Source organism: Nonomuraea sp. NPDC001636, assembly GCF_040298265.1.
In the GTDB taxonomy this organism is placed as follows: Bacteria; Actinomycetota; Actinomycetes; order Streptosporangiales; family Streptosporangiaceae; genus Nonomuraea.
Genome location: NZ_JBEOZT010000011.1, coordinates 1 through 19,083, shown reverse-complemented (window position 1 = coordinate 19,083; position 19,083 = coordinate 1). Strand labels below are relative to the sequence as shown.

Annotated in this window: 17 protein-coding genes; 12 read left to right on the top strand and 5 right to left on the bottom strand. The window is 73.0% G+C overall.

Annotation, left to right across the window (positions count from 1 at the left end; genetic code table 11):
• Positions 1–108: 108 nt before the first annotated feature.
• Entirely contained in the window at positions 109–633 is a 525-nt protein-coding gene (locus tag ABT158_RS21640) for a hypothetical protein (RefSeq protein ID WP_352355905.1), read from the bottom strand.
• 350 nt (positions 634–983) lie between these two features.
• On the opposite strand from ABT158_RS21640, the gene ABT158_RS21635 reads away from it, so the two are divergent.
• Both ABT158_RS21635 and ABT158_RS21630 read left to right on the top strand, forming a co-directional pair.
• The gene (locus tag ABT158_RS21635; protein WP_352355903.1) at positions 984–1,256 is read left to right on the top strand and encodes a hypothetical protein; all 273 of its coding nucleotides are present in this window, start codon (positions 984–986) and stop codon (positions 1,254–1,256) included.
• Entirely contained in the window at positions 1,253–1,747 is a 495-nt protein-coding gene (locus ABT158_RS21630) for a hypothetical protein (RefSeq protein ID WP_352355901.1), read from the top strand. The genes ABT158_RS21635 and ABT158_RS21630 overlap by 4 nt, the downstream gene beginning before the upstream one ends.
• A 24-nt stretch (positions 1,748–1,771) precedes the next feature.
• On the opposite strand, the gene ABT158_RS21625 is transcribed toward ABT158_RS21630, so the two are convergent.
• The 4 genes from ABT158_RS21625 to ABT158_RS21610 all read right to left on the bottom strand — a co-directional run bounded on the left by ABT158_RS21625 (position 1,772) and on the right by ABT158_RS21610 (position 6,228).
• Positions 1,772–2,206 (bottom strand): hypothetical protein, encoded by a 435-nt coding sequence (locus ABT158_RS21625; protein WP_352355899.1) that lies wholly within the window; start codon positions 2,204–2,206, stop codon positions 1,772–1,774.
• 54 nt (positions 2,207–2,260) lie between these two features.
• Positions 2,261–3,547, bottom strand: a complete 1,287-nt coding sequence (locus ABT158_RS21620) for an alpha/beta hydrolase (RefSeq protein WP_352355897.1) — start codon at positions 3,545–3,547, stop codon at positions 2,261–2,263.
• Positions 3,548–3,650: 103 nt separating this feature from the next.
• Positions 3,651–5,216, bottom strand: a complete 1,566-nt coding sequence (locus ABT158_RS21615) for a sulfatase family protein (RefSeq protein ID WP_352355895.1) — start codon at positions 5,214–5,216, stop codon at positions 3,651–3,653.
• 439 nt (positions 5,217–5,655) lie between these two features.
• On the bottom strand, positions 5,656–6,228 hold the full coding sequence (locus ABT158_RS21610; RefSeq protein ID WP_352355893.1) for a TetR/AcrR family transcriptional regulator: 573 nt from the start codon (positions 6,226–6,228) through the stop codon (positions 5,656–5,658).
• 94 nt (positions 6,229–6,322) lie between these two features.
• Here ABT158_RS21610 and ABT158_RS21605 point away from each other — a divergent pair, with 94 nt between their 5' ends.
• The 10 genes from ABT158_RS21605 to ABT158_RS21560 all read left to right on the top strand — a co-directional run bounded on the left by ABT158_RS21605 (position 6,323) and on the right by ABT158_RS21560 (position 18,898).
• Positions 6,323–6,733, top strand: coding sequence for an organic hydroperoxide resistance protein (locus tag ABT158_RS21605; RefSeq protein WP_352355891.1), 411 nt, complete (start codon positions 6,323–6,325; stop codon positions 6,731–6,733).
• A gap of 70 nt (positions 6,734–6,803) precedes the next feature.
• Positions 6,804–9,041: an immune inhibitor A domain-containing protein gene (locus ABT158_RS21600; RefSeq protein ID WP_352355889.1), complete on the top strand. Its 2,238-nt coding sequence runs from the start codon at positions 6,804–6,806 to the stop codon at positions 9,039–9,041.
• Positions 9,042–9,155: 114 nt separating this feature from the next.
• Positions 9,156–9,788, top strand: coding sequence for a hypothetical protein (locus ABT158_RS21595; RefSeq protein ID WP_352355887.1), 633 nt, complete (start codon positions 9,156–9,158; stop codon positions 9,786–9,788).
• Between the two features lie 66 nt (positions 9,789–9,854).
• A complete protein-coding gene (locus ABT158_RS21590; RefSeq protein WP_352355886.1) occupies positions 9,855–10,385 on the top strand; it encodes a PadR family transcriptional regulator in 531 nt (176 codons plus the stop codon).
• Positions 10,382–11,062, top strand: a complete 681-nt coding sequence (locus tag ABT158_RS21585) for an ABC transporter ATP-binding protein (RefSeq protein WP_352355884.1) — start codon at positions 10,382–10,384, stop codon at positions 11,060–11,062. Before ABT158_RS21590 ends, ABT158_RS21585 begins: the two co-directional genes overlap by 4 nt.
• A complete protein-coding gene (locus ABT158_RS21580) occupies positions 11,059–13,278 on the top strand; it encodes an FtsX-like permease family protein (RefSeq protein WP_352355882.1) in 2,220 nt (739 codons plus the stop codon). The genes ABT158_RS21585 and ABT158_RS21580 overlap by 4 nt, the downstream gene beginning before the upstream one ends.
• A gap of 7 nt (positions 13,279–13,285) precedes the next feature.
• Positions 13,286–15,586, top strand: coding sequence for a penicillin acylase family protein (locus ABT158_RS21575; RefSeq protein ID WP_352355880.1), 2,301 nt, complete (start codon positions 13,286–13,288; stop codon positions 15,584–15,586).
• A gap of 42 nt (positions 15,587–15,628) precedes the next feature.
• A complete protein-coding gene (locus tag ABT158_RS21570) occupies positions 15,629–16,411 on the top strand; it encodes a neutral zinc metallopeptidase (protein ID WP_352355878.1) in 783 nt (260 codons plus the stop codon).
• Between the two features lie 82 nt (positions 16,412–16,493).
• The gene (locus ABT158_RS21565; protein WP_352355876.1) at positions 16,494–17,831 is read left to right on the top strand and encodes a PP2C family protein-serine/threonine phosphatase; all 1,338 of its coding nucleotides are present in this window, start codon (positions 16,494–16,496) and stop codon (positions 17,829–17,831) included.
• A gap of 83 nt (positions 17,832–17,914) precedes the next feature.
• Complete coding sequence (locus ABT158_RS21560; protein ID WP_352355874.1) at positions 17,915–18,898, top strand: GlxA family transcriptional regulator; 984 nt, start codon at positions 17,915–17,917, stop codon at positions 18,896–18,898.
• Positions 18,899–19,083: the final 185 nt, after the last annotated feature.

Here is a 19,083-nt window from a genome sequence, read left to right as displayed (position 1 = left end):
CGCCGGCCCGCCGCGACCTGGGAATTGCGGGAAAACCCGCGGCAAAGGTCGTGTCCGGTTTCCGACGGGAGACGCCGCGGTCAGCCGTTCGGTGTTCCGGCGCGGGCGTCAGCCCAGGCCGTCGGCCTGGTTCATCTCCTCGGCCCGGGCCAGCGCCTCGGCCAGGGGCGGGACGTCCCAGACCGTGCGTTCGGCGTCCGTGGTGACGGGGTCGACGCGGTAGAGGGACCAGCGGCCGCCGATGTCGACGTACTGGGTGCCGTACCGCTGGGGCAGGCCCATCTGCAGCAGCCACCGGTCGAGGGCCGAGGCCGCCAGCCTGCGGGCGGGCCGGAAACCGGCGTCGGCCGCCCGCCGCGCCAGCTCGAAGGCCAGGTGGTAGTGCTCGGCCAGCCCGCCGTGCCGCATCACCGCGGCCAGGTGGTAGTAGTCGCCCGGCGAGCGCACCTCTCCGGCCGCGAACTTCTCCATGCAGCGCGCCCGCCGGGCCAGGCCGCGCTCGCCGCCGTCGCCGGGCACGCCGTCGCGCCGGTCGTCCTGGTCGCGCTCGAACAGGTCACGCAGCTCCGGATCGCCGGGCGCCTCGCGGTCGGGGTCGGCGAGCTTGGCGAGGATTTCCGGAAGGCTGAACATTTGGCTGCGCGGCGCGGCCGACCATCTGCGCGCCGCTCGCGCGCGGCCCTTTCCAGTACGGTTATCCGCCACGTCTGCCAGCGTGCCGGGACAACCCGGGGCGCGCAAGACGGCGCCACGCCGCAATATAGGGAAAATGTAGGCCCGTCGCCCGTTGACGCTTTATTGGGCCGGGGCGATGATGGCCGCGAAAGGGGCGCCCGCGCCTTCGCCGGAAATGAGGGAATGCGTGACCTTGCTTAAGGATGCGAATACTCGACACCCCGGGGCGTCTGCCGGCGTGCCCGCCGAGCGCCGGAACGCGGCCGTGAGCTGCGGGTTCTTGGCGGGTGGTGGCAGGGGCTGAGCAGATGAAGCCCGTGCCCGGCGCCACGGCGCCGCTGCGCGCCGGCCGGCCCGAGTTCGCCGCCGATTTCCGGGCGCATGAATTCATGCCCTTCGGGGGGCGCTGCGGAATTCTAGAACGGTCATCGCCGGGAAGCGATTCCGGTGATAACGCGCGGCGGATGCGGATCGCGATATTACGCATAAGCCGCGAGTGCAAATGGCCCGGCCGCGCCGAGTGGGCGTACGAGGAAGCGCGTGGCATTCCGGGCCCGCCGCTCACCGGCGGCGCGGCATGAGCGATCTCGTCGCCTCCGCCGCGGACGCCCTGCGCGCGCTCGACGAGGCGCTGCTCGGTCTGCTGAAGGCGCTCCCGCCCGAGGACCCCGGCGCGCGGGCGGAGCTCCGGGCCGAACTCGAACGGGCGGGCGTCACGGGCGAGGTCGCCGGCCGCTGCCTGCGCGTCCTGCGGATGGTGCTGTCCGGCGAGCACGCGCGCCCGAGCGACTGGATCGGCGTGACGGCGGTGTTCCAGTGCGGCTTCTGCGGCTCGGTGCCCGACCCCGCCGATCTCGTCGTCGGCAAGTCGGTCTCGATCTGCCTGGGATGCGCGCTGCTGGCGACGGCCGGGGCGGTGCGGTGCGAGCGGGAGCCGGTGGAGCGGCCGTGCGCGTTCTGCGGCGCGCGGGCCGTGCCCGCCCACCTGGGCGCCGACGGGGACAGGACGGTCTGCCGCGCCTGCGGCGAGCTGGTGCTCTACATCATCGCCGGCAAGAAGCGCGCCGATTGACGCCCGGGGACGGCGGGACGGGCGTCAGCCGCCCTGAGTGTAGATCGTCCGCCACCGCGAGCACCGGCCGACGGGCCGCGCGCCGTTGCCGCGGCACACCTGCGCCCGGATCTGCAGCGCGCCGCCGACGTTCTTGCGGAAGGAGCCGGTGCCCGGCAGGCAGTTGTAGACGCCGTGCGTGCGCCAGCGGCCGTTGCTCGCGCTCTGGTACCTGATCAGGAGCCACGAGCAGCCCTTGCCGCGGTCGTCGTCGAGGGTGCCGGTCACGGCCAGCCCCGACTGGCCGGCCACGACCTTGCCCCGGGCGGTCGCCAGGCCGTCGGTGGAGTGCAGGGCGCCCCACCTCCAGCTCGCCGGATCGGCGGCGGTGTCGGCGGCGGCCGCCGTGCTCAGCGCGGTCAGCGTGAGGACGGCGACGCCCAGGGCGGTCAGGACGCGGGTCGGAAGATGGTTCGTCACCGGTCCAGGACTACCGGCCGGTACTTGTGGCCGACTTGGAAGCGGGCTGAGGCGTCAGGGTGCGGGGCAGTGGGCGGGGGCGGTGCCGTAGGCGTACCGGAGGAAGTCGACCAGGTAGGCCGACCAGGCGTTCCAGTCGTGGCCGCCCCTGCTGTAGCAGTAGCGGTGGCCGACGCCGAGGCCGGTCAGCGTGGCGTCGAACTCGCTCGCGTACGCGCCGAGGATCGGCTCGCTGACGCCCGGGGCGTCGTCGCTCGCCCTGGTGTCGTAGCCGCACGCGGCGGGGGCGGGCTCGGTGCCGTCCGGGGCGCTCGGGAGGCTCGCGCAGCCGCCGGCGTACAGGGCCAGCCGTCCGTCATAGGGGGCGTACCTGCCCTGAGTGACCAGGTCGGCGGGGTTGGCGGCGGGCCAGTCGTCGACCGTGCGGCCGTGGAAGACCGTGGTGGTGTGCGGGCCGAACAGGGTGTCCAGGCGGTAGCGGCGCTGCACCTCCTGGTCGAGGACGGGCAGCGGGCTGCCGTTGTCGTACTTGTTGACGCGGAACTCGCCCAGGTCGGTCAGCTCGATCGCCGCGCCCGACTGCCACATGGAGTCGGAGATCGTGCGCTGGGCGGGCCTGGCCCGCAGGTCGATGCCGGGCGAGAACGCGCCGATCACCGAGAAGACGCCGGGGTGCGCGGCCGCGTACCGCAGGGTGCCGTAGCCGCCCATGGACAGGCCCGCCAGGCCGCGTCCCGACCGGTCGGCGACGGTGTTGAAGTTGCTGTCGATCCACGGGATGAGCTGCTCGATGTGGTACGTCTCCCACTTCGGTGCGAAATATCCGTCCGTACGGCCGGCCCAGTCCGCGTACCAGCCGGTCATCCCGCCGGTCGGCATCACCACGATGCCGTCGAAGGAGCCCGCGTCATGGACGAGGGAGACGAGGCCGGCCTTGGTGGTCCACGCGTCGTAGTTGTCGCCGCCGCCGTTGAGCAGGTAGAGCGCATGGTAGGGGGTGGCCCGCGAGGGGTCGTAGTCCTTCGGCAGGTAGACGCGGACGGTGATCGGGCGCGACAGCGGGTCGATGACCGGCGTGCCGCCGGACGCCTGGAAGATCGCCGTCGAGGTCATCGTGACGTCCCGCAGCTCCGAGCCGTCGCTCTGGGGGCGACGACGTACCTCGACGCAGGTGATGCCGTGACCGTCGGGCCGGGGCAGCACGGCCGCGCACCCCGTCGTCTCGGTGACCGTCTCAGTGGCCGTCTCAGTGGCCGTCTCGGTGGCCGCCTGCGCCACCCCCGGGCCTGTGAACGTGCCTGTGAAGATCAGTAATCCGGCAAGGGTGGACGTGAACCGCATCGCTCTCCTTCGGTTCGGGCTCCCGACTGCCCCAATGTACGGGGGGACCGGCCGCCGGGGCGTCAACCGCCGGACCGAAGGAGGTCAACTTCTGCCGTACGGCTCAGCGCAGGTGCGCGGCCGTCCAGCAGTCGGGCGCGCCGGGTTTTCCGCACGTCGTCAGCTCGCGCAGCACCCCGGCCAGGGACGCCGTCCGGGCGTTGCCGGGGTCGTTGGACTCCTGGCGGGGGTCGGTGACGGTGTTGTAGTACTCGGGCTTCGGGTCGTTCTCGTACTCGACGTACAGCTCTCCCGCGGTCCGTATGGCGTTGTAGGTGGGCGGCTGCGCGTTGCCGTGCCTCAGCCGGTCGGCGTCGGGGTCGGGCCTGCCGGGCGTCCACGGGTTGGGCCTGACGTGCTCGACCAGCGCCGCCTGCCGCCAGTCCGTGACCTGCCGGCCCTGGACGAGGGGGAGCAGGCTGCGGCCGTCCCGGCTGTCGCGGATCGCCGGGGCGACGCCGGCCATGTCGAGGAAGGTCGCGAACAGGTCCACGTTCTGCGCGATGGCACCGGTCACCACCCGGTTGCGCTCTCCGGTGACCGGCCGCCTGACCAGCAGCGGGACCCGTACGTCGTGGTCGTAGGCGGTGGACTTGCCGCGGAGCAGGCGGTGCTGGCCGAGGTGGAAGCCGTTGTCGCTGGCGAACACGACGTAGGTGTTGCGGCGCTCCGGCTCGGTGAGCGTGGACAGCACCCGTCCCACCATGTCGTCGACCGACTGGACCATGCGGATCCGGTCACGGAAGTCCTCGCGCAGCTCCTCGGCGCGCTTCGGCTCGATCGGGGCCCGGCGCACCCAGGAGGGCTTGTCGGCGGTGTCCTCGTCGTAGGAGGGCAGGGTGGTCACGTCGATGCCGGCGCAGTCGGGGCCGCCGCAGTCGCCGTGCGGGAACTCGCCGTCCGGGAAGCGGTCCTTCGGACGGTCGCGCGGCGCGGGCGGGAAACGCGGCTCGGTGTCGCCGGGCCGGACGTCCACCCGGTTGTGCGGGGAGAAGGGCGCGACCTGGAGGAAGAACGGCCGGCCGGGAGCGTGCTCGCGGGAGCGCTCGATGAAGCCGGTCGCCCGCCGGGCCAGCTCGTCGACCAGGTAGTCGCCTCTGGAGGGGGCGATCGGTCGCCGGTCGCCCGACTCCTCCCTGACGTAGCGGGTGAGCTGGTACCTGAACTCGTTGTAGCCGCCGCCCGCGGAGACGTGCCACTCGTCCCAGCCGTCCGGCACCTGGTAGCCGGGGCGGGCGGGGTACTCGTTGATGTATTTGCCCAGGTAGCCCGTGCGGTAGCCGGCCTGGTGGAGCGGGACGGCGTAGGTGCGGCCCTCGTGCCGGGCGAACGCCTCGTAGCCGCCGCGGTCGTAGCCCTGGTTGGTCCGTACGCCGGTGTTGTGGGGGAACTGGCCGGTGAACATCGAGGCGCGGGAGGGGCAGCAGAGCGAGTCGGACACGTAGTAGTCGGTGAACGTGGTGCCGCCCTCGGCCAGGCCGCGGACCGTGTCCATGTAGGGCAGCAGGTCGGCGGACAGGTCGTCCACCAGGAAGAAGATGATGTTCGGCGGGGTGGGGGTGTCGGCGGACGCCGGGGGCGCGGGGGAGGCGATGAGCAGAGCGAGGATCGCGGCCACCGCCGCAGCCAAGCTTCTCCTGATATTTCGGGACAATGACATGACTGCCTCGTATGCGGTGGTAGGGGAGCAACGGCGCTGCCCACTAATATCAGACAAACTACCCACAAAGCACAAAACCTCCCACACCTCCCCCACCCTCATCACCCAGCCCAGGCGCCATCGGCCTCGAAGGGGCGGAGGGTGTGAGGGACGGAGGGGGTGGGCGGCGCTGTATGTGGGGGCGCAGGGTGTGGCGGCGCTGTATGTGGGGGCGCAGGGTGTGGCGGCGCTGTGTGTGGGGGCGCGGAGTGTGAGGGCGCAGGGGGTTGCAAGGTGTGACGGCGCAGCAGGTGAAGGCGCGGGGGTGAAGGGCGCCTGGCGTCGGATGGGTGTGAAGGGCGCGGAAGGTGAGGGCGGCGGAGGGGGGCGAGGGCCCGCGGTCACCGTGCCGAGGGGGTGAAGGGGCGGGTCAGCGGGTGAGGACGCGGGTCAGGGTTTCCTGGACGGTGGCGCGGACGGTGGCCGGGTCGTCCAGGTCGAAGCCCACCACCAGGCCGTCCCTGACCAGGAGGAGGATGTCGGCGGTGCGTTCGGCGTCGGCGTGGCCGTCGGCGGCCAGCAGGTCGCGGTACAGGTCGCGGTGCCAGCGCCGGTGCTCGGCGATGGCCTGCCGTACGGGATGCGCCGGATCCGGGTACTCGGCCGCCGTGTTGACGAACGGGCAGCCGCGGTAACCGGAGCCGGACCCGAACTCGCACATGAACGCGAAGACGGCCGCCAGCGTCTCGCGGGGCGAGTCGGCGCGCAGCGTGCCGACCATGGCCCGCTGCGCCGCGCCCTGCTCGGCGATGTACGCCCGGACCAGCTCGTCCTTGCTCGGGAAGTGGTGGTAGAAGGTCGCCTTCGCGACGCCCGCCGCCGCGATGATCCGGTCGATCCCCACCGAGTGCACGCCCTCGGCGTAGAACAGCCGCGCCGCCGTCTCCAGGACCCGGGTGCGGGCCGGGCTCGGGCGGGGGTCCTTCGCCGTCTCTGCGCTCACCCCTTGACGCTACCAGACAGACCTGTCTAGTCTCAGGCTCAACAAACCAGACAGACAGGTCTGTCTAGTAAGGCGAAACGAAGGGCAACCGGTCATGAGCATGTACACCGCCATCGCCACCTCGGCGGGCCGCGACGGGCGCGCGGTCTCCTCCGACGGCAAACTGGACGTCAAGCTGGCCCTGCAGAAGGAGCTGGGCGGCGATGGCGAGGGCGCCAACCCCGAGCAGCTCTTCGCCGCCGGCTACGCCGCCTGCTTCGCCTCGGCCATGCGGCTGGTGGCCGGGCAGAGGCGGATCGACGTCTCCGACGCCTCCGTCACGGCGGAGATCGGCCTGTCGCCCAACGGCGCGGGCGGGTTCCAGCTGGACGCCACGCTCCGCGTCGAGCTGCCCGACGACCTGGCCCCCGACGTCGCCCGCGAGCTGGTCGAGGCCACCCACCAGGTCTGCCCCTACTCCAACGCCACCCGCGGCAACATCCCGGTCAACCTGATCGTCGAGTGACGGGGTCCGCGTCCCGGAAGATCGGCCGGAGGTGGAGACGAAAGACTTGAAGTGTGACATGTTACATGCCATGCGAATCACTCTCTCCGCGGCGGCCGCCCTCCTGGCGATCGCCGCGCTCGGCGTCCCTTCCGTCTCCGCCGCGGCGGCGGAGACCGCGGCGCCGCCCGTGAAAAAGGTGAGCAGGGAGATCTCCCCGCTCAGCCCGCAGCAACGCGAGCAGGCGGCACTGCGCAGGCAGGCCGTCGAAGGCGTCTTATCCCCGGACGCGGCGGCGGCCAAGGCGCGGCCCGGCCGCTCCGCCAAGGTCGGCCACCGCTACGTCGAGCTCGCCCAGGAGCGCAAGGACCAGGTCTTCGTCGTCCTGGCCGAGTTCGGCGACAAGGTGGACAACGAGACGAAGATCGACGGCCAGATCAAGTACGGCGGCCGGCCGGGCCCCCGCCACAACGCCATCCCCGACCCGCGCGGCACCGACGACAACCACACCCTCTGGCGCCCGGACTTCGACCGCGCCTCCTACGCGAAGTCCTACTTCGCGACCGGCGGCAACTCCCTGCGCGACTACTACCGCCTCCAGTCCTCCGGCCGCTACGACCTCGACGGCTACGTCAGCGACTGGGTGCGCGTGCCGTACAACGAGGCCCGCTACGGCAGCGACCGGTGCGCCCCCGAGGAAGGCGGCATCTGCTGGAACAACTGGGACCTGGTGCGCGACTCGGCCAACGCCTGGTACGAGGCCGAGAAGGCCAAGGGCATGACGGTGGAGCAGATCCGCGCCGAGCTGGCCGAGTACGACGTCTGGGACCGCTACGACCACGACAACGACGGCGACTTCGACGAGCCCGACGGCTACCTGGACCACTACCAGGTCGTGCACGCCGGCGTGGACGAGACCTGGGGCGGCGGCGCGCAGGGCGCGGACGCCGTCTGGGCCCACCGCTACTTCGCCTACTGGCCCGAGCGCGGCCAGGCGGGCCCCGAGGGCAACCGCAACGGCGGCACCCAGATCGGCGACACCGGCATCTGGGTCGGCGACTACCTGACGGTCGGCGAGAACAGCGGCGTCGGCCTGACCGCCCACGAGTTCGGCCACGACCTCGGCCTGCCCGACCTGTACGCGGGCGGCGGCGACAACTCGGTCAACTTCTGGTCGCTGATGTCGTCCGGCTCCTACCTGAGCTCGCGGACCGGCCCGCTCGGCGAGTACGCCGGCGACCTGGACGCCTGGAGCAAGCTCCAGCTCGGCTGGCTGGCCTACGACCGGGCCCGCGCGGCCACCCCCTCCACGCACACCCTCGGCGTCGGCTCCTACAACACCCGCGACCCGCAGGCGCTCGTGGTGGACCTGCCGGCGCGCGAGATCAGCACTCCGCTGGGCAGGCCGTACCAGGGGGAGTGGCAGTGGTGGAGCGGCAAGGGCGACAACCTCGAACAGACGCTCACCCGGCAGATCGACCTCTCCCGGGCCACGGAGCCGACGCTCAAGGCGCACGCGGCCTACGCGATCGAGCAGGGCTACGACTTCCTGTACGCCGAGGTCTCCCGCGACGGCGCGGCCTGGACGCCGGTCGCGCAGCCGCTCACCGGAAGCTCGGACTGGCGGGAGATCGCCTACGACCTGAGCCCGTACGCGGGCGGCAGGATCTGGTTCCGCTTCCGCTACTCGACCGACTCCAACACCTCCGAGTCCGGCTTCCGGCTGGACGACGTCCAGGTGCCCGGCGTGTTCGCCGACGACGTCGAGCAGGGCGAGGGCGAGTGGACGGCGGTGGGCTTCGCCCGCAGCGGCGAGGTGGGCGTGCAGCGCTTCTCCCGGGCCTACCTGGCCGAGAACCGGCGTCACACCGGGTACAACGCCTATCTGCGGACCGGGCCGTACAACTTCGGGTGGACCGGCAGCCAGCGGGTCGAGCACTACCCGTACCAGCAGGGCGTGCTCATCTGGCTCTGGGACGCCTGGTACGGCGACAACACCACCCGCGACCACCCCGGCGAGGGCATGATCCTGCCCGTCGACGCCCGGCCCGAGCCGCTGCGCTGGGCCAGTGGGGCGGCGGCCGGGGCGCGGCTGCAGGTGTTCGACGCGCCGTTCGGCAACGCGCGCACGGACCGGCTGCGGCTGCACTCGGCGGGCGTGCCCGCCGTGTTCCCGGCGCGTCCGGGCGTGCCGGTGTTCGACGACCACCGGGGCGTCTACTGGCACCCCGACCTGCCGCAGCTCGGCGTGAAGGTGCCGGACACCGGCACCCGGATCGCCGTCCTGCGTGACGGGGACCGCGCGCTGGTGCGCGTCTCCGCCTCCTAGCGGCGGCTGCGGCCCGCGTGCGGGGGCGCGGGCCGCAGGTCGATGGGCGTTTACGACCGTTTTAGGTAGTTTCGGGCAGGGTTGTGGTGTTGTATCCCATAGAGAGGAAAGATCATGACCTCTGGGCCTGACGGATTCGGCAAGGCGGAGACCCTGGAGAACGAACCGCCCAGGCGCCGATTCCCCCGCTCCGTACTGCTCGCCGCGACCACCGCGGTCGTCCTGGCCACCGGCGCCGGCGTGGCCGCCGCCTCGGCGCTCTCGCCGGCGCCGTCGCCCACCGGAACGCCCCCGTCCGCCGCGAGCCCGTCGGTCGCCCCGTCGGGCTCGCCGTCCGACAAGGGACGCGGGTGGGGACGCGGGTTCGGCGGCCCGCCCGTCCACGGCGAGTTCGTCGTCCCCGACGGGCAGGGCGCGTACGTGACGGTGGCCACCCAGTACGGCGACGTCACCGCCGTCGGCCAGAACTCCCTCACGGTCAAGAGCGCGGACGGCTACACCAAGGAGTACGCCGTCAACGCCGACACCCGGGTCAACCGCGACCAGGGCATCGACGCGATCAAGGCCGGCCGGAAGGTCATGGTCAGCGCCAAGGTCACCGGCGGCACGGCCACCGCCGTCACCGTCCACGACGTGACCGCCCGCGACGGCCGCGGCCGGCACCCCCACGGCGACAGGGACGGCGGAACGGGCGGCCCGCGGCACGGCGACCACCAGCCGACGCCGTCACCCAGCGCCACCTCCTGAGGGACGACCGGCGGAGTTCACGCGGTTATGCCCCCCGTATATACCCTCGGTATATAGTGCGGGGGCATGAGCGTTCCTCTTGCGCTGCTCGGCCTCCTTGAGCGGGAGCCGAGCCACGGCTACGACCTGAAGCGCGACTACGACACCTACTTCGGCCGCGGCAAGTCGCTGCCCTTCGGCCAGGTGTACTCCACCCTCGGCCGGCTGGCCAGGGACGGCAAGGTCACCGCCGGGGAGAGCGAGCCCGGCGACGGCCCCGAGCGCAAGCGCTACGCGATCACCCCCATCGGCGCGCGTGAGGTCGAGGCGTGGCTGAGCGAACCGGTCGCGGCCGAGCCGTACCTGCAGACCGTGCTGTTCACCAAGGTCGTGCTGGCGCTGATGCTGGGCCGCGACGCGGCGGCCTACCTCGACCTCCAGCGCGCCACCCACCTGCGGCGCATGCGCGAGTTCGCGCAGATCAAGCGGGGGGACTCGCTGGCCGACGCGCTGCTGGCCGACCACGGCATGTTCCACCTGGAAGCCGACCTGCGCTGGATCGACGTCACCCAGGCGCGGCTGGACGCGCTGGCCGAGCTGGTGCGGGGGTCGTCGTGATCCTGGAGGCCCGCGGGGTCAGCCGCTCCTTCGGCCGCACCCCGGCGCTGCGGGAGGCGAGCCTGGAGGTGGCGGCCGGGGAGATCGTGGCGGTCATGGGCCCCAGCGGCTCGGGCAAGTCGACGCTGCTGCACTGCCTGGCCGGGATCTTCACCCCCGACACCGGCGAGGTGTGGTTCGACGGCAGCCGCCTGGACACCATGAGCGACGACCGGCGCACCCGGCTGCGGCGCACCGCGTTCGGCTTCGTGTTCCAGTTCGGGCAGCTCGTGCCGGAGCTCACCGCGGCCGACAACGTCGCCCTGCCGCTGCTGCTGGCGCGTACCGGGCGCAAGGAGGCGTACCGGCGGGCGGCGGGCTGGCTGGAGCGGCTGGAGCTGGCCGAGTTGGGCGGGCGGCGCATCGGCGAGCTGTCCGGCGGGCAGGCGCAGCGGGTGGCGATCGCCAGGGCGCTGGTGATCGGGCCGCGGGTGCTGTTCGCCGACGAGCCGACCGGCTCGCTCGACTCGCTGACCGGCGAGCACGTCATGGAACTGCTGGTCGGCCTGGCGCGCGAGGAGGGCACGACGGTGCTCGTGGTCACCCACGACGCCCGCGTCGCCTCCTGCGCCGACCGGGAGGTCATCGTCCGCGACGGCCGGCTCACCGACCCCTTCGCCGGTCAGGTCGCACGGTGATCGCCCTCGGCCTGCGGCTGTCGCTGGCCGGAGGCAGGGAGGCGGCCGCCCGGCTCGCGCTGATCGTCGCCGGCGTGGCGGTCGGCGTGGCGGTGCTGCTGGCCACGCTCTCCCTGTTCAACGCCTTCCAGACGGCCGGCGGGCGCACCTGCTGGGAGTGCACCCGCGGCACCGCGCCCAGCGGCTGGGCCCTCGACGCCACCGCCACCGGCGCCCTGTGGAACTACCACGAGGACTACTACGCCGGCCGCCCGATCAGGCGGCTCGACGCCGCCGCGCTCGGCGGCCGGGCTCCCGTCGTCCCCGGGCTGTCCCGCATGCCCGCGCCCGGCCAGTACTACGTCTCCCCGGCGCTGGCCGAACTGCTGGACTCGGCGCCGCGCGCCCAGCTCGCCGACCGGTTCCCCGGCACGAGGGCCGGGACGATCGGCCGCGCCGCGCTCACCGGCCCCGACGACCTGACCATCGTGATCGGCCGCACGCCCGAGCAGGTCGCCGCCCTGCTCGGCACCCGGCAGGTCGACACGACGGCCGACGAGCCCGCCCTCGACGGCGACGCCGACATCTACCACTTCGGGTTCGCGATCGCGGCCGTCGGGCTGCTGCTGCCGCTGCTGGTGCTGGTCAACACCGCCACCCGGCTGGCCGCCGCCCGCCGCGAGGCCCGCTTCGCCGCGATCCGGCTGGTGGGCGGCACGTCCCGGCAGGTCAACCTGTTCGCCGCGGTGGACTCCGCGCTCGGCGCGCTGACCGGCACGCTCGCCGGGATCGTGCTCTTCCTCCTGGTACGCCCGGCCGTCGCCACCGTCCGCGTCACCGGCTCCCGGTTCTTCCCCGACACGGTGACCCCGGCCGCCTGGCAGTACGCGGCCGTGCTCGCCGGCGTCCCGCTGCTGGCCGGGGTGAGCGCGCTGTGGGCGCTGCGCCGGGTCCGGATCTCGCCGCTGGGCGCGCTCAGGAAGGGCGCCCCACGGCCGCCGCGCGCCTGGCGGGCGATCCCGCTGCTGGCCGGGCTGGCGCTGTTCGCGGTGCCGATGTTCCAGACCGACGACCGCAAACCGAACGCCGGGCCGGCCTCGGCGGGCCTGACGCTGATCATGATCGGGCTGATCCTGGCCGGCCCCTGGCTGACGATGCTGGCCGCCCGCCTGGCCGCGCGGCTGACCGGCGGAGCGGCGACGCTGCTGGCCGCCCGGCGGCTGGCCGCCGACCCGAAGGCCGCCTTCAGGTCGGTGAGCGGGCTCGTCCTCGCGGTGTTCATCGGGACGGCGATCGCCGGGATCGTGCCCGCCGTGGTGGACGGCCAGCGGGCGGTGGCCGGCGGCACGCTGTCCGGCGTGCTGCGCGCCCCGCTCGGCGACCTCGGCGGCGGCGGGCTGACGCCGCGGGCCGGGGCCGAGCTGGTGGCCCGGCTGCGCGCCTACCCCGGCGTCGGCGTGCTGCCGATCCACGCCGCGAAGGAGGAGGAGAACCGGGTGATCGACCCCGAGCGGCCGCCGCCGCCCCGGGCGGTCGTCGAGTGCGCCGACCTGGCCCGCTTCCCGGCGCTCGGGCAGTGCCCGGCGGGCGCGCGGGCGGTCGCCGGACGGTTCGACCGGGTGGTGGAGGCCGACAACCCGCTCACCATCGACAGGCTGATCCCCCTCGCCGGGCCGGACAGCGAGCCGGTCTCCGCCGACGGGCTCAACCTGTCCTCCGTGCTGGTCTCCATGGCCGACCCGGCGACCCTGGAGGAGATCCGCACCCTGCTGGCCGGGCAGAGCACCGGCCCGCCGATGACGTTCGACGAGGTCGCCCAGGTCCGGGCGGCGCTCTACACGCAGGCCGAGAACATCGCGCTGGCCATGGTCGCGCTGACCCTGCTCGCCGGCGGCTGCAGCCTGCTGGTGGCGGTCGGCGGCGGGCTGGTGGAACGCCGGCAGCCGTTCACGCTGCTGCGGCTGGCCGGCACGCCCGGCCGCACCCTGGGCGCGGTCGTGCTGCTGGAGTCGGCGTTGCCGCTCGTCCTGGCGGCCGTCGTGGCGGCCGGGGCCGGGTTCGGGGTGGCGGCGCCGTTCATCGACGCCCTCGCCATGAAGGGGACCTCCCTGGCGATGCCGGGGCCCGCCTACTTCGCCGGCGTCGGCGGCGGGCTGGTCGCCTCCCTGCTGGTGATCTCGACCGTCCTGCCGCTGCTGCGGCGCATGACCTCGCCCGACGACGCGCGTTTCGAATAGGAGCCACATGAAGCTGCGAAAGCCCTGCGCGGCGATCGTGCTCGCGCTGGTCGCCGGCCTGCTCACGGCCCCTCCGGCCGTGGCCGCCGACGGCCGCTACTCGGCCGAGATCCGGCGCACCGAGTACGGCATCCCGCACGTGTCCGCCAAGGACCACGGCGGCCTCGGCTTCGGCTACGGGTACGCCTTCGCCCAGGACAACCTGTGCGTGCTGGCCTCGTGGGTGGTGACGCTGCGCGGCGAACGGTCCCGCCACTTCGGCCCGCAGGCCCGCTCCGACGATCCGGTGCGCCCCGTCGCCAACCTCACCAGCGACCTCTACCACCGCAGCGTCGCCGACTCCGGCGTCGTCCGGCGGCTGCTGGCCCGGCCCGCCCCCATCGGGCCGAGCGCCGAGCTGCGCCAGCTGGTCGACGGGTACGTGGCCGGCTACAACCGCTACCTCGACGACACCGGCGTGGCCAACCTGCCCGACCCCACCTGCCGCGGCAAGTCGTGGGTCGGCCCGATCACCGCCGAGGACGTCTGGGCCAACCTCCTCGACCTCGGCCGCATGTCGGGCAGCTCGGCGCTCAAGGAGGCCATCGTCGGCGGCGGCGACGGGGACGACGGCCCGCGCCGCGCCCCCGGCAGCAACGGCTGGGCGCTGGGCCGCGAGGCCACCCGCGACGGCCACGGCATGCTGCTGGCCGACCCGCACTTCCCGTGGAACGGCGTCCGCCGCTTCTACCAGGTGCAGCTCACCATCCCCGGCGTGCTGGACGTCGCCGGCGGCAGCCTGTACGGCACCCCCGTCGTGCAGATCGGCCACAACAGGACCCTCGCCTGGACCCACACCGTCTCCCACGCCCAGCGGTTCACCCTCTACCGGCTCGAACTGGCGCAGGGCGACCCCACCACCTACCTGGTCGACGGCCGGCCCGAGCCGATGGGCCGCCAGGAGATCGTGGTGCCGCTCCAGGACGGCACCCTCGTCTCGCGCACCCTGTTCACCTCCCGCTACGGCCCGGTGCTGGCCGCCGGGCGCGGCGAGGAGTACGCGTACGCGCTGGCCGACGTCAACGCCGCCAACCTGCGGGCGGCCGACGAGTGGCTGGCGATGGCCAAGGCCGGCGACCTGCGCGGACTGCGCGCCGCCCAGGACGCCCACCAGGGCCTGCCGTTCGTCTACACGCTGGCCACGGACGTCGGCGGGACGGCGTCCTTCGCCGACGCCTCCGTCGTGCCGCACGTCACCGACGCCCAGGCCCGCCGGTGCGCCAAGCCGTCGCCCGACCCGTCGATCGACGCGTTCGTCCTGGACGGCTCGACGTCGGCGTGCCTGTGGGGCAGGGACGCCGACGCGGTCGTGCCGGGCATCTTCGGCCCCGGCAACCAGCCCGGCCTGACCCGCGCCGACTACGTCGCCAATGCCAACAACAGCCCGTGGATGACGAACCCGGCCGCGCCGCTGACCGGTTACGACCAGGTCTGGGGCGCCGTACGGACCGACGTGGAGCTGCGGCCCCGGGTCGGCCTGGACATGATCGACCGGCGGCTCAAGGGCACCGACGGGCTCGGCGCGCCCGGCTTCACGCTGGAGACGCTGCAGGCCACCGCGCGGAGCAAGCGCAATCACGGCTTCGAGCTCATGCGTGCGGACCTGAAGGCGTTGTGCCGGGAGCACCGCGAGCTGCGGGCCTCCTCGGGGGAGCGGGTCGACGTACGGGACGCCTGCCGGACCCTGACCCGCTGGGACGGGCGCGCCACCCTGGACGGCGAGGGGGCCGTGCTGTGGCGGCGGTTCTTCGACGGGCTCCAGGCCCCCGTCAAGCCAGGGGAGCCGCCGCAGAGCTGGTGGCGGGTGCCGTTCGACCCCGCTGAGCCGCTCACCACGCCGCGCGGCCTCAGGCGGGACGACCTCGGCGTGCGACGCGCCCTGGCCGACGCCGTGCTGTTCTTCCGCGACAACCGCCTGCCCCTGACCCTGACCACCGGCCAGGCCCAGCACTACGGGTCGGTCCCGATCCCCGGCTGCACCGAGGGGGAGGGCTGCTTCGACCGCGTCCGCAACTCCGGCCCGCTCGGCAAGGACGGGCGCTACCCGGACGTGAACACCGGCTCCAGCTTCATGATGGCCGTCGAGCTCACCCCGGACGGGCCGCGCACCCGCACCGTCCTGACCTACTCCCTGTCCGCCAACCCGAACTCGCCCCACCACGCCGACCAGACCGCCCTGTTCTCCCGGGGAGGCTGGGTCACGGAACGTTTCACCGACGCCGAGATCCGCAGCGCCCCGCAACCGAACGTCACCACCGTGAGCGGCTGACCGGCTTGTGGAGGCCGGGTTCTGCCCTTATTGTCACCCTTCGTGAAACCGCTCATGATCTTGACGATGGCGGGCGTGCTCACGGCCTCCCTGGCCGGCACGGCCGCCGCCGAGAGCGCGGCCTACCCGGTCAAGCACCCCAAGCTGATCGCCAACCCCCTCTACGAGGCGGGCCCGCTGCCCACGACCACCTGCGCCGAGCCGCAGGTCAAGCGCCACAACCTCAAGCAGGCCCGCGCCTACGTGGACGCGGTCGTCGCCTGCCTGGAGACCACCTGGCAGCAGCACCTGACCGCGGCCGGGCTGCCGTACGAGCCGGTGAAGGTGCGGCACATGAACCGCATCCCCAAGAAGTACTGCGGCCTGGCCGTGGACGACGACGAGTCGCAGACGTGGTACTGCGAGAAGACCCGCACGCTGGTCTTCCAGATCGGCAAGGACTGGACCGACGACCCGAGCGACCTGTGGCTGTTCCACACGACCGCCGGAATGTACGCGTTCCACGTGCAGAGCCTCGTCGGGATCTCCGACGCCTACGACGTGATCCCGTACCCCACCAAGGCGGAGGGGCGTGAGCAGGACCGGCGCAGGAACCTCCAGACCGAGTGCCTGGGCGGCGCCTTCGTCAAGAGCGTCTGGCCCCTGGAGGGCAGGTCGAAGAAGGACTGGGACTATTTCCTCACCCTCCCCGTAGGGAGCAAGGAGGGCAAGTACAGCTCGTACGGCACGACCGCCGCCGTGCGGTCCTGGATCAGGCGCGGCTTCGCCACCGGCGACCCGGCCTCCTGCAACACCTGGGCGGCTGCCTCCTCCAAGGTGCTCTGAGCCGCCCCCCGCAGGGCCCGTGACCAGGTGTCATGCCGGTGACCGAGGGCATGACCTGGGCAAGGGCATCTCGGGGGGTGGGGTGGGCGGACAGCGGCCGGAGGGCGGCGCGTACGGCGGGGACCTGGGGCCGTTCGGCGCCGAGAAGCTCCTGCGGCTGCAGGCGAGCCTGACGCAGATCGAGGATCTGCACGGCCGGATGGCGCGCCTGCTGGAGGCGGTCCTCGCGATCAGTTCCGAGCTGGAGCTGAACGCCGCGCTCCGCACCATCGTGGAGGTCTCGGCCGACCTGGTGGACGCCCGGTACGGCGCCCTCGGCGTGCTCAACGACGAGGGCGAGTTCGCCGACCTGTTCACCTACGGCGTCTCCGAAGACGTGTACGAGACCATCGGCCGCCTGCCGACCAGCCACGGCCTGCTCCAGGAGCTGATGGCCCGGCCGAGGCCGCTGCGCGTGGACGACGTGCTCGCCCACCCCAGCTTCCGCGAATACCCTGACGGCCATCCGGTGATGCACACCCTGCTGGGCACGCCGATCCTGGTCCGCGGCACCGTGTACGGCAACCTGTACTTCGCCGACAAACGGTCGGGCCTGCCGTTCACCGGCGACGACGAGCGGATCGTCGCGGCGCTGGCCAGCGCGGCCGGCGTCGCCATCGAGAACGCCCGCCTCTACGAGCGCATCCGCCGCAACACCGAGGAGTTCCAGCGCAGCCTGCTCCCGTCGCTGCCCGACCTGAACGGCCTGTGGGCCTGCGCCCGCTACCTGCCCTCCAGCACCGTCCCGCGCATCGGCGGCGACTGGTACGACGCGATCGTCCTGCCCGACGGCGTGCCCTGCCTGATGGTCGGCGACGTGATGGGCCACGACCTGCGCTCGGCCACCGTCATGAGCCAGATCAGCAACATGCTGCGGGTGCTCGCCTACGAGCACTGCGAGCCGCCGTCCCGCATCCTGCGCCGCCTCGACGAGATCCTGCACGCCCTGCACGGCGGCCCGATGGCGACGGTGCTGCTGGCCCGCCTGGAGGAGTACGGCGGCACCGACTGGCGGCTGAGGTGGGCCACCGCCGGGCACCTGCCCCCGCTGCTGCTCCCCGTCGACGGCCCCGCCCGCTACCTGCGGGCCGAGGGCGGCCACCCCCTGGGTGTCACCCCCGACCTGCCCCGGCCCGACCACGAGCAGGTCATCCCGGCCGGGTCCACGCTGCTGCTCTACACCGACGGGCTGGTCGAGGACCCCGCGCACGGCCTCGACCGGGGCATGGAGAGCCTGATCCGCACCGCCTCCCGGCTGCGCCACCTGCCCCTGGAGGAGATGTGCGAGCTGCTGCTCGTCCACCGGGGCGACCGCTTCACCGACGACGTCGCGCTGCTGGCCCTGCGGCTCGGCGAACCGGCCGGGCTGCACGCCGGCTGACCGGTTCCGTCGCCTGCTCGATGGCCAGATGTGCCAGATAACTGTCGTTGCAGACATTCCGCCAGTTCGGTGAGAATCGGGTCATGCCCGCTGCTCACCGCGTCGTCATCGCGCTCTTCCCGGACGTCGACCTGCTCGACGTCACCGGCCCGGCCGAGGTGTTCGCCCTGGCCAACCGGGTCGCCGGTCGCGCTCTGTACGACGTGCGGCTGGCCGGGCCCCAGGGTGGTCAGGTCACCACGTCCGCCGGGGTGCGGCTGGTCGCCGACCTGACGTTCGACCAGGTCGGCGACCAGGTGGACACCCTGGTGGTGCCCGGCGCGGTGACCGTCACGCCCGCCGGGCCCCGCGCCCTGACGGACGCCGAGGTGGTCGCCTGGGTACGGCGGACCGCGCCAGGCGCCCGCCGGGTGGCCTCGGTGTGCGTCGGCGCGCACATCCTGGCCGAGGCCGGCCTCCTGGACGGCCTGACCGCCACCACCCACTGGTCCACCGCCGGGCAACTGGCCGCCGACCACCCCCGGGTCACCGTCGACCCCGACCCGATCTTCCTGCGATCCAGCGGCCGGATCTGGACGGGCGCGGGCATCAGCGCCTGCCTCGACCTGACCCTCGCGCTGGTGGCCGAGGACCACGGCGAGGAGACGGCCCTCGCGGTGGCCCGCGAACTGGTCGTCTACCTCAAGCGTCAGGGCGGCCAGAGCCAGTTCAGCGTCCCGCTGACCCGGGCCGCCTCGGGCCGCCGCGACATCGACGACCTGCGCCTGTGGATCGCCGAGCACCTCGCCGAGGAGCTGACCACGGTCGAGCTGGCGGCGCGGATGGGGCTGAGTCAGCGTCAGTTCACCCGGGTGTTCCGGCAGCAGACCGGCTTCACCCCGGCCGCGTACGTCGAGTCGGCGCGCGTGGAGGTGGCGCGCCGGCTGCTGGAGACCACCGACCTGCCGCTGCCCCGGGTGGCCGCCGACAGCGGGCTCGGCTCGGTGGAGACCCTGCACCGGGCCTTCCGCCGCCGTCTGGGCACCGGCCCCGGCACCTACCGCCGCCGTTTCCGCACGGTGGCCTGATCCCTCTCTCCCCGCGTACGCCGTCCGAGCCGGGCGGCGGCGCGAGCCTGCCCGAAAGACATCCCAGGAGCTTAGATGTCAAGCTGCAACCGATTCTGCGTGATGCGACCAGGCGGTCGTCTCGTCGTAGAGGGTGCCGGTTTTGAGGCATCCATGCAGGATGCCGACGAGCCGGTTGGCGAGCT

What these genes read in the sequence shown, in the direction of transcription:
- ABT158_RS21640 (WP_352355905.1), bottom strand. Translation starts at nt 633, where the DNA reads ATGTTCAGCCTTCCGGAAATCCTCGCCAAGCTCGCCGACCCCGACCGC.
- ABT158_RS21635 (WP_352355903.1), top strand. Translation starts at nt 984, where the DNA reads ATGAAGCCCGTGCCCGGCGCCACGGCGCCGCTGCGCGCCGGCCGGCCC.
- ABT158_RS21630 (WP_352355901.1), top strand. Translation starts at nt 1,253, where the DNA reads ATGAGCGATCTCGTCGCCTCCGCCGCGGACGCCCTGCGCGCGCTCGAC.
- ABT158_RS21620 (WP_352355897.1), bottom strand. Translation starts at nt 3,547, where the DNA reads ATGCGGTTCACGTCCACCCTTGCCGGATTACTGATCTTCACAGGCACG.
- ABT158_RS21605 (WP_352355891.1), top strand. Translation starts at nt 6,323, where the DNA reads ATGAGCATGTACACCGCCATCGCCACCTCGGCGGGCCGCGACGGGCGC.
- ABT158_RS21600 (WP_352355889.1), top strand. Translation starts at nt 6,804, where the DNA reads ATGCGAATCACTCTCTCCGCGGCGGCCGCCCTCCTGGCGATCGCCGCG.
- ABT158_RS21595 (WP_352355887.1), top strand. Translation starts at nt 9,156, where the DNA reads ATGACCTCTGGGCCTGACGGATTCGGCAAGGCGGAGACCCTGGAGAAC.
- ABT158_RS21590 (WP_352355886.1), top strand. Translation starts at nt 9,855, where the DNA reads ATGAGCGTTCCTCTTGCGCTGCTCGGCCTCCTTGAGCGGGAGCCGAGC.
- ABT158_RS21575 (WP_352355880.1), top strand. Translation starts at nt 13,286, where the DNA reads ATGAAGCTGCGAAAGCCCTGCGCGGCGATCGTGCTCGCGCTGGTCGCC.
- ABT158_RS21560 (WP_352355874.1), top strand. Translation starts at nt 17,915, where the DNA reads ATGCCCGCTGCTCACCGCGTCGTCATCGCGCTCTTCCCGGACGTCGAC.